Below are 14,744 nucleotides of genomic sequence, written 5' to 3'. Positions count from 1 at the left end.
ATTTAGCGGTTTTAGGACCGCCAAATCAGAAAGAGGAATGCGTTATGTATTATGGATTTGATATTGGTGGCACCAAAATTGCGCTCGGCGTCTTTGATGAACAGCTCAAACTGCAGTGGGAAACCCGCGTTCCCACGCCGCGCGACAGTTACGACGAATTTTTAAACGCGGTCGCCGCCCTGGTGACCGAAGCCGATACCCGTTTCGGCGTGAAAGGCTCCGTGGGGATCGGCATTCCTGGGATGCCGGAAACCGACGACGGCACGCTGTACGCGGCCAACGTTCCCGCCGCCAGCGGCAAACCGCTGCGCGCCGACCTCTCTGCTCGCCTTGACCGCGACGTGCGTCTCGACAACGATGCCAACTGTTTTGCTCTCTCCGAAGCCTGGGACGACGAGTTTCGTCAGTATCCTTTAGTTATGGGACTGATTCTGGGTACCGGCGTCGGCGGCGGGATTATCATTAACGGCAAGCCGATTACCGGGCGCAGCTATATCACCGGCGAGTTCGGTCATATTCGCCTGCCGGTGGATGCACTCGAGGTGGTCGGGCGTGATTTTCCCCTGACACGCTGCGGCTGCGGACAGCACGGCTGTATTGAGAATTATCTTTCCGGTCGCGGGTTTGCATGGCTTTACGAACACTTCTATCATCAGAAACGTGAGGCCCCAGAAATCATCACCTTGTGGGAGCAGGGCGATGAACAGGCCCGTGAACACGTTGAGCGCTATCTCGATCTGCTGGCGGTGTGTCTGGGCAATATTCTGACCATCGTCGATCCCGATCTGCTGGTAATTGGCGGCGGATTATCCAACTTCTCGGCGATCACCGAGCATCTGTCCGGGCGACTGCCTCGTCATTTGCTGCCGGTCGCCCGCGTACCGCGTATCGAACGTGCGCGTCATGGGGATGCCGGAGGCATGCGCGGTGCGGCATTCCTTCATCTCACCCGCTAGTTATACGAGGTTTTTATGCTGTCGCGTCGGTTAGGTCGACTGAGCCGTTTTCGCAAAACTAAACGCCGCCTGCGTGAGCGCTTGCGCCAGCGGATTTTTTTCAGAGACAGGGTGATGCCAGAAGGTATGGAAAAGCCAAGAGTCGTAGTGTTGACCGGGGCGGGGATCTCCGCCGAGTCCGGAATTCGGACTTTCCGCGCCACTGACGGACTGTGGGAAGAACACCGTGTAGAAGACGTGGCGACGCCGGAAGGTTTCGCCCGTAATCCTGAGCTGGTGCAAACTTTCTATAACGACCGCCGCCGACAGCTTCAGTCGCCGGAGATTGCGCCCAATGCGGCGCATCTGGCGCTGGCGAAGCTCGAAGAGGCGTTAGGCGACCGCTTTCTGCTGGTGACGCAGAACATTGACAACCTGCATGAACGCGCCGGGAATCACAACATCATCCACATGCACGGCGAACTGCTGAAGGTGCGCTGCGCGTGGAGCGGGCAGGTGCTTGACTGGACCGGCGATATCACCCCGGACGATAAGTGCCACTGCTGCCAGTTCCCGTCCCCTCTGCGTCCGCACGTGGTGTGGTTCGGCGAAATGCCGCTCGGCATGGACGAGATCTACAGCGCGCTGGCGATGGCCGATGTGTTTATCGCGATTGGTACCTCCGGGCATGTCTATCCGGCGGCGGGTTTTGTCCATGAGGCGCGCCTGCACGGTGCGCATACGGTGGAGCTGAATCTGGAACCGAGCCAGGTGGGCAGCGAGTTTGAAGAGAAGCAGTATGGTCTGGCGAGCGTGGTGGTGCCAGATTTTGTCGAGAAGTTGTTGAAGGGATTGTAAGGCGGTTTCTCGCTCTTGTAGGCCCGGTAAGTGTAGCGCCACCGGGCATTTTTCAGCTTACACAGTCGTTTTTTGCCGGGTGGCGGCTTCGCCTTACCCGGCCTACTTGACGTTAGCGACCCGCTTTCAGGTGCCAGATTGAAGGGATTGTAAGGCGGTTTCTCGCTCTTGTAGGCCCGGTAAGCGTAGCGCCACCGGGCATTTTTCAGCCCGCACAGTCGTTTTTTGCCGGGTGGCTGCTTCGCCTTACCCGGCCTGCTTAACGTTAACGACCCGCTTTCAACTTCTGATAATAATCTTCATAAATGCGGCTCGCGTCGCCAACGTCGTTTTGCCACTCGCCTTTCTTGACCGTTTCTGCATCCGGATACAGTGACTTATCGTTCGCCACTTCCGGGCTCAGCAACTTGCGGGCCGCCAGGTTTGGCGTGGGATAACCGATGGTTTCGGCTACCTGTTTTGCAACTTCCGGGCGCAGCAGGAAGTTAATCAGCTTCATCGCGCCGTCGACATTTTTAGCATTTGCCGGAATTGACAGGCTGTCCATCCAGAAGATCCCGCCTTCTTTCGGCCACACAACTTGCAGCGGAGTCCCCGCCTGACGCGCCACGTAGGCCGAGCCGTTCCACACCATCCCCAGATTCACTTCGCCTTCCATATACGGGTTGGCCGGGTTGTCGGAGTTAAACGCCGCCACGTTGGGCATCAGCTTTTTCAGCTCGTTATATGCCGCCTCAATCTCTTTTGGATCGGTGGTGTTACCGGAATAACCTAATTTACGCAGCGCCATCTGGAACACTTCGCGTGCGTCGTCGGTCAGCAGCAGGCTGCCTTTGTACTCTGGCTTCCACAGATCGGCCCAACTGGTGACAGTTTTTGGATCGATCTCGTCGCTATTCACACCGATAGCCGTCGCGCCCCAGATGTACGGAATGGAGTAGTCATTGTTCGGGTCGAACGGCTTGTTCAGCATCTCCGGATCGAGATTATCGAAGTTGGTGAGCTTGGTTTTGTCGATCTTCTGGATCATCCCTTCTTTGCGCATTTTGTCGACAAAGTAGGTCGACGGCACTACCAAATCGTACGCGCCGTCTTTGTAGGTTTTGAGCTTGGCATACATGGTTTCATTCGACTCGTAGGTCGAATAGATCACCTTGATCCCGGTCTCTTTGGTGAACTGCTCCAGCAGGCCCGGAGGCACATACTCGGTCCAGTTGTAGAAGTAGAGCGTTTTACTGTCGTCCGCGTGCGCGGCGCTCATGCCGATTGCGAGAGCGCCTACCGCGAGCAGGTGGCGTGACCATTTTTTCATTTTAACGTCCCCTGAGATTTAGTTGTATCACGAGCAATAAGCTGGCTGGCAATCACCATCACCAGCGATAGCACCAGCAGTATCGTCGCCAGCGCGTTCACCTCAGGCGACACGCCGACTTTCACCATCGAATAAATCTTCAACGGCAGAATTTCATAACCCGGACCGGTGACGAACGATGAGACCACCACGTCGTCCATCGACAGGGTAAAGCTCAGCAGCCATCCGGCGGCGACCGCGGGCATTGCCAGCGGCAGGATGATTTTACGCAGGATGGTCATTTCACTCGCGCCCAGATCTTTCGCTGCTTCGAGCATCCGCACGTCAAAGCCTTTCAGACGGGAGTAAACCGTCACCACCACGAACGGCAGGCAGAAGGTGATGTGGGAGAAGAGCAGCGACCAGAAGCCAAGCTGAATGCCGAGGAGCATAAACAATACCAGCAGGGAGATCGCCATTACGATGTCCGGCGACATCATCACCACAAACAGCATTCCACTGACAAACGGTTTACCGCGAAAACGGTAGCGATACAGCGCCACGGCGGTCAGGGAGCCAATCAGCGTGGCAAAGGTCGCGGAGACTATCGCCATCGTCAGGGAGTGCTGTGCGGCCTGCAACAGGCTATCGTTGTTCATCAGCAGGCTGTACCAGTTGGTGGTAAAGCCTTGCCAGTTAATTCCGAATCGCGAACTGTTAAACGAGTTCACGATCAGAATGATAATCGGGATGTACAGGAATGCGTAAATGGCGGACATAAAACCGCCGCGCAGCAGACGACCGATCATTCGAGATCTCCCTTCTTATTCAGCCAGCGGGAGGCACGCCAGTAAACGAGCAGCATCAGGCCCATTACCACCGTTAGCGTTATGCTGGTGGCCGAGCCAAACGGCCAGTCGCGAATGTTCAGGAACTGGCTCTTAATCACGTTGCCGATCAGCAGGTTTTTCGCACCACCCATCAGATCCGAGACGTAGAACAGCCCCATCGCCGGGAGTATCACCAGCAGACAACCGGCGATAATGCCCGGCATGGTCAGCGGAATAATGATCCGCAGGAAGGTTTGCAGCTTGCTGGCACCCAGATCGCGTGCCGCTTCGAGCAGCGGTTTATCGAGCTTTTCGATGCTCGAATAGAGCGGCATCACCATAAACGGCAGCAGAATATAGACCAGGCCGATAATCACCGCGCTCGGGGTGAACATGATACGAATCGGTGTATCAATCACCCCCAGCCAGAGCAAAAACTCGTTCAGATACCCTTTGGTGCTCAGGAAAATCTTCAGGCCATAGATGCGGATCAGCGAGTTGGTCCAGAAGGGAACAATCAGCAGAAACAGCAGCAGCGGGCGGATTTTTTGCGGCAGCCGCGCCAGAAACCAGGCAAAGGGATAGCCCAGCACCAGGCAGGCGAGCGTGGCAATCAGCGCCATGTTGAGGGAGTGCAGCAAGACCTCAAAGTAGAGTGGGTCCAGCAGGCGCGCGTAGTTATCCAGCGTAAAGACCAGACTGACGAAGTTCGTATCGTCGCGGGTCAGAAAACTGGTGACAATGATCATCAGGTTGGGCAGAAAAACAAACAACACAAGCCAACCCACGATCGTGGCGATCACCGCGTTCTGGAATTTACTGGTGTTCTTCATCGGCCAGCACAACCTCCCAGCTTTCTACCCAATTAACGACCATTTTCTGATCGAGCGGATGGTCAAAGTCGGGGTCATCCTCGTTAAAGAACTCACTGACCATCACCATTTTGCCGTTTTCCAGCTCAACTACGGATTCAAGCGTCATACCTTTGTAGTTACGCTCGCGGATGTAGCCGATCAGGCCTTCCGCGTCGGTGGTATCGTGAATTTCATCGACGCGAAGATCTTCCGGGCGCAGCATCACGTTCAGCTTCTGACCTTTCTCGACGGCAAAATTGACGTAAATGTTGCACTCGCGGCCTTCCACGCTGGCACGCACGCGCTGCTCGTCGAGACGCTCAATCACCGTGGCATCAAAGATATTGATCTCGCCAATGAAACTGGCGACAAACAGGTTTTTCGGCTCTTCGTAGATTTCGCGCGGCGTGCCGTCCTGCTCAATTTTGCCGTCGCGCATCACTACGATACGGTCCGACATGGTCAGGGCTTCTTCCTGATCGTGCGTAACGAATACAAAGGTAATGCCAAGCTTACGCTGCAGTGCTTTCAGCTCGTTCTGCATCTGCTTGCGCAGCTTGTAGTCGAGCGCGGAGAGGGACTCATCCAGCAGCAGCAGGCGCGGTTTATTGACCACTGCGCGGGCAATCGCCACCCGCTGTTGCTGGCCACCGGAGAGCTGATGCGGTTTACGCTGGGCGAACTCGTCGAGCTGAACCATTCGCAGGGCATCGTTCACACGCGGGGTGATTTGATCGGCAGGTGTTTTTTGCATGCGCAGGCCGAATGCCACGTTTTCGAACACGGTCATGTGCGGAAACAGGGCGTAGCTCTGAAAGACGGTATTAACGTGACGATGTTCGGCGGGAACATCGGTGATGTTCTGATTTTCAAGATGAATTTGGCCGCTGTCGACGTTTTCCAGTCCGGCAATCAGGCGCAGAACGGTTGTCTTGCCGCAGCCAGAAGGGCCAAGCAGCGTGAGAAACTCACCGTTATTGATAGTCAGGTTAAGATCGTCAATGACGGTTTTACCATCGAAACTTTTGCTGATCCCCGACAGAAGAACCAGCGGTGACAGTGTTCCTGGTTGTGTATTCAATTTTTGGCGCTGTCCCATATAAACGCGTCGGTGGGTTTACCGACTGCGGGGTTTGTGTGTAACCACCTTGGTGACTCTTAATGAGGGCGGTCATTCTACGGCAAACCACTGAAATCACCAATCCTTGTGACTGATTGATAAGCTACATTTATTAACGAATCACGACAAAATCGAAAATATTCTCGTTTACGGGATAAAAGTGACCTGACGCAATATTTGGGATTTGATGCTTCCTGATAATGTTGTCACAAAAAGTGAGGGTGACTGCATGGAAAAATTACTTGAGCGTTTTTTACAGTACGTTTCGCTGGATACCCAATCTAAAGCGGGTGTCAGACAGGTGCCGAGCACCGAGGGCCAGTGGAAGCTTTTAAACCTGCTGAAGGATCAGCTGGAGGAGCTCGGCCTGGTCAACGTGACCTTGAGCGAGAAAGGCACGGTGATGGGGACGCTGCCGTCGAATGTCAAAGGTTCGGTTCCGGCGATTGGATTCATTTCTCACGTTGATACCTCACCTGATTTTAGCGGTAAGAACGTCAATCCGCAGATTGTTGAAAATTACCGTGGTGGCGATATCGCGCTGGGTATTGGCGACGAGGTGCTCTCGCCGGTGATGTTCCCGGTGCTGCATCAGCTTCTGGGCCAGACCATTATCACCACCGACGGCAAAACGCTGCTGGGCGCGGATGATAAAGCCGGTGTGGCGGAGATCATGACTGCCCTGGCGGTGCTGAAAGGCAAAAACATTCCGCACGGGGATATCCGCGTCGCCTTTACGCCGGATGAAGAGGTGGGCAAAGGGGCGAAGCATTTCGACGTCGAAGCGTTCGATGCGAAGTGGGCTTACACCGTCGACGGCGGTGGCGTGGGGGAGCTGGAGTTTGAAAACTTTAACGCAGCTTCTGTGACCATCAAAATCGTTGGTAATAATGTCCATCCCGGTTCGGCAAAAGGGGTGATGGTCAACGCCCTGTCGCTGGCTTCGCGGATTCATGCGGAAGTGCCCGCCGAAGAAAGCCCAGAGCAGACTGAAGGCTATGAAGGTTTTTACCATCTCACCAGCATCAAAGGCACGGTGGACAGTGCGCAGATGCACTACATCGTTCGCGATTTTGACCGTAAAGCCTTTGAAGCGCGTAAGCGTAAGATGATGGAAATCGCCAAAAAGGTCGGCAAAGGGCTGCACCCGGATTGTTACATTGAGCTGATCATCGAGGACAGCTACTACAACATGCGCGAGAAAGTGGTGGAGCATCCGCACATTCTCGATATCGCCCAGCAGGCGATGCGCGATTGCGACATCGAACCCCAGCTCAAACCGATTCGCGGCGGCACCGATGGCTCGCAGCTCTCGTTCATGGGACTGCCATGCCCGAATCTGTTTACCGGTGGCTATAACTACCACGGCAAACATGAGTTTGTGACGCTGGAAGGGATGGAGAAAGCGGTGAACGTGATTGTGCGGATTGCGGAGTTGACGGCGAAGCAGTAGCCGCTTTGTGCCGGGTGGCGGCTACGCCTTACCCGGCCTACGATTTAATGTTTTTGTAGGTCGGGTAAGCGAAGCGCCACCCGACGCCCGACACCCGGAAAAGGATTTCCCATGTCAAATTACCGCCGAAACTACATCTCCGGTGGAACCTGGTTTTTCACCGTCAATCTGCAAAACCGCCAGAGCGATCTGCTCACCCGCCATATCGACCCTCTACGCGCTGCAATCAAAACCGTCAAACGCACAAAACCCTTCACCATCAACGCCTGGGTGGTGCTCCCCGAACATATGCACTGTATCTGGACGCTCCCGGAAAACGATGATGACTATTCGGGGCGCTGGCGGGAAATCAAGAAAAACTTTACCCGCGCGATTGAAATGCGTTACGTGTGGCAACCGCGTTTTTGGGAACATACGATTCGTAATGAAGAAGATTACCGGCGGCATATGGACTACGTGTATATCAATCCGGTGAAACATGGGTATGTCAATCGCGTGGCGGATTGGCCGTTTTCAACGTTTCATCGGGATGTGCGTAGTGGATTGTATCCGGAAGATTGGGCGGGAGATTTGGAGGACATTGCAGCTGGGGAGCCGAAATAAAAGCCGGGTGGCGGCTACGCCTTACCCGGCCTACAAAATCTAACTCGTAGGTCGGGCAAGCGACGCGCCACCCGACATCAACAAACCGCACCGTTTTTGTAGGTCGGGTAAGCGAAGCGCCACCCGACACAAGCAGGCAACTCAGTCCTCGAAGAACCAATACCCGCTATTCACCAGCGCGGCTAACATCGCGAGGAATGACGGATCTTCCAGCGCATCACCGAAGGTTTCTGCATTCAGCACCAGATGGCTGGCAAGGGCTTCCAGCGCTGGACGGTGCGGGGAATCCAGCTTCTCGCCGTTGACGAAAATATCATCGCCAATGCGCAGCACGCGCAGCCCACCCAGACGGACCAGCGAATCACCCTGTTGCAGGGCGTCGTAAATTTCATCCGGCTGATAAGGCGGTTCGGCGGGCGCAACGTCCAGCTCGTGACGTGACTGGCTGACAAACTCGCCAAACCACTGGCGGAAATGCTCCGGCTCGTTAATCAAACCGAGCATCATTTCGCGCAGTTTATCCAGCTCCTGCGGCAGAATGTCGGCAGGATGTTCACGCGCAGGCACGTCCGGGTCGCTGTAGCGATGGCTGCCCAGCTCGCGTTGCAGAACGTAATCCGCAAATCCGCTGATCATCTCGCGACCGCTTGGCGCACGGAAGCCAACCGAATAGTTCAGCGAGTTCTCAAGAGAATAGCCTTCATGAGGGAATCCTGGCGGAATATAGAGAATATCGCCCGGCTCCATCTCTTCGTCGATGATGCCTTCGAACGGGTCAACCTGCAGCAGGTCCGGGTGCGGGCAGTGCTGTTTCATCGGCACTTTATCGCCGACGCGCCAGCGACGACGGCCAGTTCCCTGAATGATAAACACATCGTACTGGTCGAGGTGCGGGCCCACGCCACCGCCCGGAACAGAGAAGGAGATCATCAGATCGTCCATGCGCCAGTCGGGCAGGGCGCGGAACGGATGCATCAGGGCTGCGGTGGGTTCATGCCAGTGGTTGACGGCCTGAACCAGCAGCGACCAGTTGGTTTCCCCGAGGTGATCGTAGCTTTCGAAAGGACCGTGGCTGACCTGCCATTTCCCATCCTGATGGCTCACCAGACGGCTGTCGACTTCGTTTTCCATCGCCAGTCCAGCCAGTTCATCCGGCGAGATCGGGTCGACAAAGTTGCTGATGCCGCGCTTAAGAACGACCGGGCGTTTCTGCCAGTAGCGTTCGATAAATTCGGGCCAGTTAAGTGTTAATTGATAATCCATAATTATATTTCCGCAGGCTCTTACTGACTCGGATTATAACGGAAGCGCAAGAGCCTGAGTGCGACAATCTCGCTTTTTTCACATTCCGCTCTAACTATCGTCAGATGAGGGATGCTGGCGGCCAAAAATGGCGACCATGCGCGCGCCGCCCAGCAGGCTGTCGCTGGTTTCAATTCTGCCGTTGTATTGATCGACAATCTCCTGCGCAACGGATAAACCGACACCCTGACCAGGGCGGAGCGTATCGGCGCGTTGACCGCGATCAAACACCACGTCACGCTTGTTTTGCGGGATACCGGGGCCATCGTCCTCAACGATAATTTGCAGCTCGTCATCGGTCTGGTGCGCAGAAACCTCGACAAATTCGAGGCAATATTTGCAGGCGTTATCCAGCAGATTGCCCATCACTTCCATAAAGTCATTTTTCTCACCGACAAAACTGATTTCCGGCGAAATATCGAGGCTAATGTTCACCCCTTTGCGTTGATAGACTTTATTCAGCGCTGAGGTCAGGCTATCCAGCAGCGGGGCGACGGGGTGCAGTTCACGGCTTAACAACGGGCTGCCGGAGCGCATACTGGCGCGGTGGAGATAATAGCCAATCTGCTGGGAGATACGGCTGATTTGCTCCAGCATTACCGGCTCGGCGTCGTCGACGCTGAGCTTCGAACTGCGCATCGATCGCAACGTGCTTTGCATCACCGCGAGCGGCGTCTTCAGACTGTGCGTCAGATCGGTCAGGGTGGTGCGATATTTATCGTAACGTTCGCGCTCGCTTTTCAGCAGGCGGTTGAGATTTCGCACCAGGCTGGTGAGTTCGCGCGTGGTTTGCGAATTGAGCTTATCCCGGTTGTGTTCTTCGAGCTCGCGGACCTCTTTCGCCAGCGATTCGATAGGACGCAGGCTCCACCAGGCAGCGACCCACAGCAGCGGGATAACCAACAGCAGGTTGGCAGCCAGAACATATACGAACCAGCTCCAGACCATGTAGGAACGTTTAAGCTCTACCGGAATGGTGTCGATGACTACGATGGTGAGCTGCGGCATATCAATGGTCGCCGGGTAGAGATTAATCGCTACCGAGTGCGTCATCTCTGTATTGTCGTCATCCTCACGAATTTCAGCGAGTTCGCGCTGCATGGACTCGTCGTTGCCCAGCAGTGAACTGGTCGCATTCAGATCGGCTTCAATTTCGTGGAATCCGTTAGTTTTAAGCCACTCTGGACGAATGCTTTTTTCAACCCACGGCACATGGCGCTGCGCCCACAGCAACTGACCTTTTTCATCATAAATCAGTGCCATCGTCGGGCTTTGCCGGTTGAGATTTTCCGGCATTTCCACGCTGATTCGATTATTTTCCCATTTAGCCAAGGTGTAGAAGAGATTGCTCTCGCCGCGCAGCAGACGGAATGTGGTCTTGTCGAAGCTGACGCTATACCCGACCAGCGCCACCATGCCGTAAGCGAGAGACAGGATCAGCACCACGGCAGCGGTGGCCAGTAAAAAGCGGACCCGCAGCGACAGCGGCAAAAAGTGGCGAAGGATTTTTTTCATTTAGCGTAATTCAAACAGGTATCCCTGACCCCTCACCGTGGTGATGACGTCCTGTGGGTATTGTGCCTGGATTTTTTTACGTAAGCGGCCCATCAGCACATCAATGGTGTGGCTCTCGCGCAGTTCGGCATCGGGATAAAGCTGGAGCATTAAGGAATCTTTACTCACCACTTTGCCGCTGTTGCGGATCAGCGTTTCCATAATGGTGTATTCAAACGCCGTCAGCTTGATAACTTCGTCGTTGATCGAGAATTCACGACGCGAGAGATCCACCTGGAATGGCGGAAGGGAGATAACCTGGGACGCCAGACCGCTGTTACGGCGCATCAACGCCTGCATACGGGCGGCCACTTCTTCGATATGGAACGGTTTGGTGACGTAATCATCAGCGCCTGCGCTGAGCACTTCAACTTTGTCCTGCCAGCCTTCACGGGCAGTTAGAACCAGCACCGGAAGAGAGACATCGTGGCTGCGCCAGCGGCGGATCAACGATAAACCGTCTTCATCCGGCAGCCCCAGATCGACGATGGCGATATCGGGCAGGTGTTCATTGAGATAATAATCTGCCTCTTTTGCGTCTTCCGCGTCATCCACCTGATGCCCCATTTCCTGAAGCTGAACTTTCAGGTGATGACGTAGCAATGCATTATCCTCAACAACCAGTACGCGCATCATCTCTTCTCCCTAACATGAATGGTATGAATAGTTTAACGTGATTATGTTGTTACGGGGATAAACATTGCGTAAACCGCAGAGGAAGGAACCCTCTTTCCGGGCGGAAAGAGGGTAAAGGCAATTACTTCAGCTCATCTACCATTTTAATGGCGCGACCGATGTAGTTCGCCGGAGTCATCGCTTTCAGGCGCGTTTTCTCTTCTTCTGGCACATCCAGACCGTCGATAAACTGTTTCATGCCTTCAGCGTCGACGCGTTTGCCGCGGGTCAGCTCTTTCAGTTTTTCGTACGGTTTTTCGATGCCGTAACGACGCATCACGGTCTGGATTGGCTCGGCCAATACTTCCCAGTTGTGATCCAGTTCGTCCAGCAGACGATCGCGGTTCACTTCCAGTTTGCTCACGCCTTTCAGGGTGGACTGATACGCAATCAGCGCATAGCCGATACCCACGCCGAGGTTACGCAGGACTGTGGAGTCCGTCAGGTCACGCTGCCAGCGGGAAACCGGCAGTTTGCTCGCCATGTGTTGCAGCAGGGCATTGGCCAGACCCAGGTTGCCTTCGGAGTTTTCGAAGTCAATCGGGTTCACTTTATGCGGCATGGTGGACGAGCCGATCTCACCGGCGATGGTTTTCTGCTTGAAGTGGTTCAGAGCCACGTAGCCCCACACGTCGCGGTCGAAATCGATCAGGATGGTGTTGAAACGCGCGATGCAGTCAAACAGCTCGGCGATGTAATCGTGCGGCTCGATCTGAGTGGTGTACGGGTTCCACTGAATTCCCAGAGAGGTCACGAACTCTTCGCTGAACTGATGCCAGTCCACTTCCGGATACGCCGCGATGTGGGCGTTGTAGTTCCCGACTGCGCCGTTGATTTTACCGAGGATCTCAACCTGCTCCAGCTGGCGATACTGACGTTCCATACGGTACGCCACGTTCGCCATCTCTTTGCCCATCGTGGACGGTGTGGCTGGCTGGCCATGAGTACGGGAAAGCAGCGGGATATCACGGTATTGCACGGCGAGGTCTTTCACCGCGTCGATGATTTTGCGCCAGTAAGGCAGCACCACGTCCTGACGCGCAGTCGACAGCATCAGGGCATGAGACAGGTTGTTGATATCTTCAGACGTACAGGCAAAGTGGATGAACTCAGACACCGCGTGCAGCGCCGGTACGCTCTCTACTTTCTCTTTCAGGAAGTATTCAACCGCTTTCACATCGTGGTTGGTGGTGCGCTCAATGGTTTTGATACGCGCCGCGTCTTCTTCGCTGAACTCCGCGACGATTTTATCAAGGTAATCGTTTGCCTGGGCGTCAAAAGCAGGAACTTCCTTGATTGCTGCCTGGGTAGCTAACTTTTGCAGCCAGCGCACTTCAACCTGTACACGGAACTTCAGCAGACCATATTCGCTGAAGATCCCGCGCAGCGCGCTGACTTTATCGCCGTAACGTCCATCGACAGGGGAAACGGCGGTCAGTGAGGATAATTCCATAATTCGCAACTCCGGGAGGTTAACAATGAGCAAGAATTTGTTTTGCCTGAGTCGTCAGGCGATTACGAGAGAACATTAACTGCAGTCGGCCACCGCCAACCTGATGCCACAGCACGGCGGCACGAATCCCGGCCAGCAGCGAGGCGCGGACTTTGGCCTGCACCTGTGGGCTTTGCAGCACGGCAGGGGAGCCGGTCACCTGAATGCGTGAACCGAGCGGGCTGATGACATCGACGTAAATCGCGGCCATCGCACTCATCAGGGTTTCGGACTGCAAATCAAAATGGTCAAGCTGACGCTGTAAACCGTCAATGCGGTTGCCGAGCGTGTCCATCGCGCCTTTTGCGCCGCTCAGCTTACGCTCCAGCACCATCAGGCTTAAGGTGTAACGGGTCAGTTCTGAATTCAGTCCCTGACGATTGCTGGCATTCAGCACGCCGAGCAGGGTTTCAAGGCCGAGGCGAAGATTGGTTTCGCTGCCACCGAACACCCCAAGCGTCGAGCCTGGGTTAAGATCGATAACGCTGTTGAGCGAAACGTGCAGCGCATCAGCGTCGCAATGACCCTGATGTGCCAGCTGTTGCACCAGACGGGCGGACTGGCAAATGCCGGCCAGCGCCAGGGTGATGTCATAATAATTCTTCGCCACACGTGCTCCTTTTGGTGTGCAAACTGTTTATTCGGCCAGCGGCAGACGCTGTTCAATGATCCCGCCGCCGAGGCAAATTTCGCCGCTGTAGAAGACAGCGGACTGGCCAGGCGTGACGGCAGAAACCGGCTCGTCGAAACGCACTTCGATACGTTCGTCATCAATGGCGGTGACAGTGCAAGGGATATCAGTCTGACGATAGCGGGTTTTCACCGTGCAGCGCAGAGTGCCGGTAAACGGTTCACGATCGACCCAGTGCAGCTGCTGAGCGATAAGCCCGACGGACATCAAACGCGGATGCTCGTGGCCCTGAGCCACCACCAGAATATTGTTTTCGACATCTTTATCGACCACATACCACGGCTCTTCGCTGCCTTCTTTGGTGCCGCCAATGCCCAGACCTTTACGCTGACCGAGGGTGTGGTACATCAGGCCCTGGTGCTCGCCGACGTCATCGCCGTCAACGGTGATAATTTTGCCCGGTTGAGCAGGGAGGTAGCGCCCCAGAAATTCGCGGAATTTGCGCTCGCCGATAAAGCAGATGCCGGTGGAGTCTTTTTTCTTCGCGGTGATCAGATCCAGTTCTTCGGCGATTTTACGCACTTCTGGTTTTTCCAGCTCACCGACCGGGAACAGGCTTTGTGCAATCTGTTCGTGACCGAGGGTGTAGAGGAAATAGCTCTGATCTTTATTGCCGTCGAGACCGCGCAGCAGCTGGCTTTTGCCATCAACATCCGCGCGGCGCACGTAGTGACCGGTCGCGATGTAATCTGCGCCCAGGTCTTCGGCGGCGAATTCGAGGAAGGCTTTGAATTTGATCTCTTTGTTGCAGAGGATATCCGGGTTCGGGGTGCGGCCCGCTTTGTACTCTTCGAGGAAGAGTTCGAACACGTTGTCCCAGTACTCGGCAGCAAAGTTAACGGTATGCAGTTCAATGCCGAGTTTGTCGCACACGGCCTGCGCATCTGCAAGATCCGCTGCCGCCGTACAGTATTCCTCGCCATCGTCTTCCTCCCAGTTCTTCATGAACAGGCCTTCCACCTTGTAGCCCTGTTGTTGCAACAGGTACGCGGAAACGGAGGAATCGACACCGCCGGACATGCCGACGATCACTTTTTTCTGGCTGTTATCTGACATGGAATACTCACGACATTGAACTTAAAGGCG

Annotated in this window: 14 protein-coding genes; 4 read left to right on the top strand and 10 right to left on the bottom strand. The window is 55.0% G+C overall.

Features of this window, described 5'->3' with window-relative positions; translation table 11 throughout:
- Positions 1-44: 44 nt before the first annotated feature.
- Both nagK and cobB read left to right on the top strand, forming a co-directional pair.
- Positions 45-956: an N-acetylglucosamine kinase gene (nagK, locus tag JBO43_RS09590; RefSeq protein ID WP_202674197.1), complete on the top strand. Its 912-nt coding sequence runs from the start codon at positions 45-47 to the stop codon at positions 954-956.
- Positions 957-971: 15 nt separating this feature from the next.
- The gene (cobB, locus tag JBO43_RS09585; protein ID WP_103947606.1) at positions 972-1,793 is read left to right on the top strand and encodes a Sir2 family NAD+-dependent deacetylase; all 822 of its coding nucleotides are present in this window, start codon (positions 972-974) and stop codon (positions 1,791-1,793) included.
- A gap of 265 nt (positions 1,794-2,058) precedes the next feature.
- Here the strand turns inward: cobB and potD are convergent, their stop codons facing one another.
- The 4 genes from potD to potA are packed head-to-tail and all read right to left on the bottom strand — an operon-like array spanning position 2,059 to position 5,867.
- Positions 2,059-3,105, bottom strand: a complete 1,047-nt coding sequence (gene potD, locus JBO43_RS09580; RefSeq protein ID WP_202674196.1) for a spermidine/putrescine ABC transporter substrate-binding protein PotD — start codon at positions 3,103-3,105, stop codon at positions 2,059-2,061.
- Positions 3,102-3,893: a spermidine/putrescine ABC transporter permease PotC gene (gene potC, locus JBO43_RS09575; RefSeq protein ID WP_103948621.1), complete on the bottom strand. Its 792-nt coding sequence runs from the start codon at positions 3,891-3,893 to the stop codon at positions 3,102-3,104. Before potC ends, potD begins: the two co-directional genes overlap by 4 nt.
- Positions 3,890-4,747 carry a spermidine/putrescine ABC transporter permease PotB gene (gene potB / locus JBO43_RS09570; protein ID WP_202674195.1) on the bottom strand — a complete coding sequence of 286 codons (858 nt, stop codon included), beginning with the start codon at positions 4,745-4,747 and terminating at the stop codon, positions 3,890-3,892. The genes potC and potB overlap by 4 nt, the downstream gene beginning before the upstream one ends.
- Complete coding sequence (gene potA / locus JBO43_RS09565; protein WP_202674194.1) at positions 4,731-5,867, bottom strand: spermidine/putrescine ABC transporter ATP-binding protein PotA; 1,137 nt, start codon at positions 5,865-5,867, stop codon at positions 4,731-4,733. The genes potB and potA overlap by 17 nt, the downstream gene beginning before the upstream one ends.
- Before the next feature lie 250 nt (positions 5,868-6,117).
- Between potA and pepT the strand changes: the two genes are divergently transcribed.
- A complete protein-coding gene (gene pepT, locus JBO43_RS09560; RefSeq protein WP_103947603.1) occupies positions 6,118-7,341 on the top strand; it encodes a peptidase T in 1,224 nt (407 codons plus the stop codon).
- Positions 7,342-7,452: 111 nt separating this feature from the next.
- Positions 7,453-7,944 (top strand): REP-associated tyrosine transposase, encoded by a 492-nt coding sequence (locus JBO43_RS09555; protein WP_202674193.1) that lies wholly within the window; start codon positions 7,453-7,455, stop codon positions 7,942-7,944.
- Between the two features lie 141 nt (positions 7,945-8,085).
- Here JBO43_RS09555 and JBO43_RS09550 read toward each other — a convergent pair whose 3' ends face one another.
- From JBO43_RS09550 to mnmA, 6 genes are all read right to left on the bottom strand, one after another.
- Complete coding sequence (locus tag JBO43_RS09550) at positions 8,086-9,207, bottom strand: ribosomal protein uL16 3-hydroxylase (protein WP_095281627.1); 1,122 nt, start codon at positions 9,205-9,207, stop codon at positions 8,086-8,088.
- A gap of 90 nt (positions 9,208-9,297) precedes the next feature.
- Positions 9,298-10,761 carry a two-component system sensor histidine kinase PhoQ gene (phoQ, locus tag JBO43_RS09545; RefSeq protein WP_095281628.1) on the bottom strand — a complete coding sequence of 488 codons (1,464 nt, stop codon included), beginning with the start codon at positions 10,759-10,761 and terminating at the stop codon, positions 9,298-9,300.
- Positions 10,762-11,433, bottom strand: coding sequence for a two-component system response regulator PhoP (gene phoP, locus JBO43_RS09540; RefSeq protein WP_095281629.1), 672 nt, complete (start codon positions 11,431-11,433; stop codon positions 10,762-10,764).
- Positions 11,434-11,557: 124 nt separating this feature from the next.
- Entirely contained in the window at positions 11,558-12,928 is a 1,371-nt protein-coding gene (purB, locus tag JBO43_RS09535; protein WP_202674192.1) for an adenylosuccinate lyase, read from the bottom strand.
- 19 nt (positions 12,929-12,947) lie between these two features.
- Positions 12,948-13,577: a high frequency lysogenization protein HflD gene (hflD, locus tag JBO43_RS09530; RefSeq protein ID WP_202674191.1), complete on the bottom strand. Its 630-nt coding sequence runs from the start codon at positions 13,575-13,577 to the stop codon at positions 12,948-12,950.
- Positions 13,578-13,604: 27 nt separating this feature from the next.
- Complete coding sequence (mnmA, locus tag JBO43_RS09525) at positions 13,605-14,714, bottom strand: tRNA 2-thiouridine(34) synthase MnmA (protein WP_103947600.1); 1,110 nt, start codon at positions 14,712-14,714, stop codon at positions 13,605-13,607.
- Positions 14,715-14,744: the final 30 nt, after the last annotated feature.

Origin of the sequence: Lelliottia jeotgali, from assembly GCF_016771845.1 — a bacterium.
Lineage (GTDB): Bacteria > Pseudomonadota > Gammaproteobacteria > Enterobacterales > Enterobacteriaceae > Enterobacter > Enterobacter jeotgali.
This window is presented reverse-complemented; position numbering and strand designations above follow the sequence as displayed.

Excerpts from the sequence above, each read along its gene's own strand:
- nagK (WP_202674197.1), top strand. The coding sequence starts at position 45 with ATGTATTATGGATTTGATATTGGTGGCACCAAAATTGCGCTCGGCGTC.
- cobB (WP_103947606.1), top strand. The coding sequence starts at position 972 with ATGCTGTCGCGTCGGTTAGGTCGACTGAGCCGTTTTCGCAAAACTAAA.
- potD (WP_202674196.1), bottom strand. The coding sequence starts at position 3,105 with ATGAAAAAATGGTCACGCCACCTGCTCGCGGTAGGCGCTCTCGCAATC.
- potC (WP_103948621.1), bottom strand. The coding sequence starts at position 3,893 with ATGATCGGTCGTCTGCTGCGCGGCGGTTTTATGTCCGCCATTTACGCA.
- potB (WP_202674195.1), bottom strand. The coding sequence starts at position 4,747 with ATGAAGAACACCAGTAAATTCCAGAACGCGGTGATCGCCACGATCGTG.
- potA (WP_202674194.1), bottom strand. The coding sequence starts at position 5,867 with ATGGGACAGCGCCAAAAATTGAATACACAACCAGGAACACTGTCACCG.
- pepT (WP_103947603.1), top strand. The coding sequence starts at position 6,118 with ATGGAAAAATTACTTGAGCGTTTTTTACAGTACGTTTCGCTGGATACC.
- JBO43_RS09555 (WP_202674193.1), top strand. The coding sequence starts at position 7,453 with ATGTCAAATTACCGCCGAAACTACATCTCCGGTGGAACCTGGTTTTTC.
- JBO43_RS09550 (WP_095281627.1), bottom strand. The coding sequence starts at position 9,207 with ATGGATTATCAATTAACACTTAACTGGCCCGAATTTATCGAACGCTAC.
- phoQ (WP_095281628.1), bottom strand. The coding sequence starts at position 10,761 with ATGAAAAAAATCCTTCGCCACTTTTTGCCGCTGTCGCTGCGGGTCCGC.
- phoP (WP_095281629.1), bottom strand. The coding sequence starts at position 11,433 with ATGCGCGTACTGGTTGTTGAGGATAATGCATTGCTACGTCATCACCTG.
- purB (WP_202674192.1), bottom strand. The coding sequence starts at position 12,928 with ATGGAATTATCCTCACTGACCGCCGTTTCCCCTGTCGATGGACGTTAC.
- mnmA (WP_103947600.1), bottom strand. The coding sequence starts at position 14,714 with ATGTCAGATAACAGCCAGAAAAAAGTGATCGTCGGCATGTCCGGCGGT.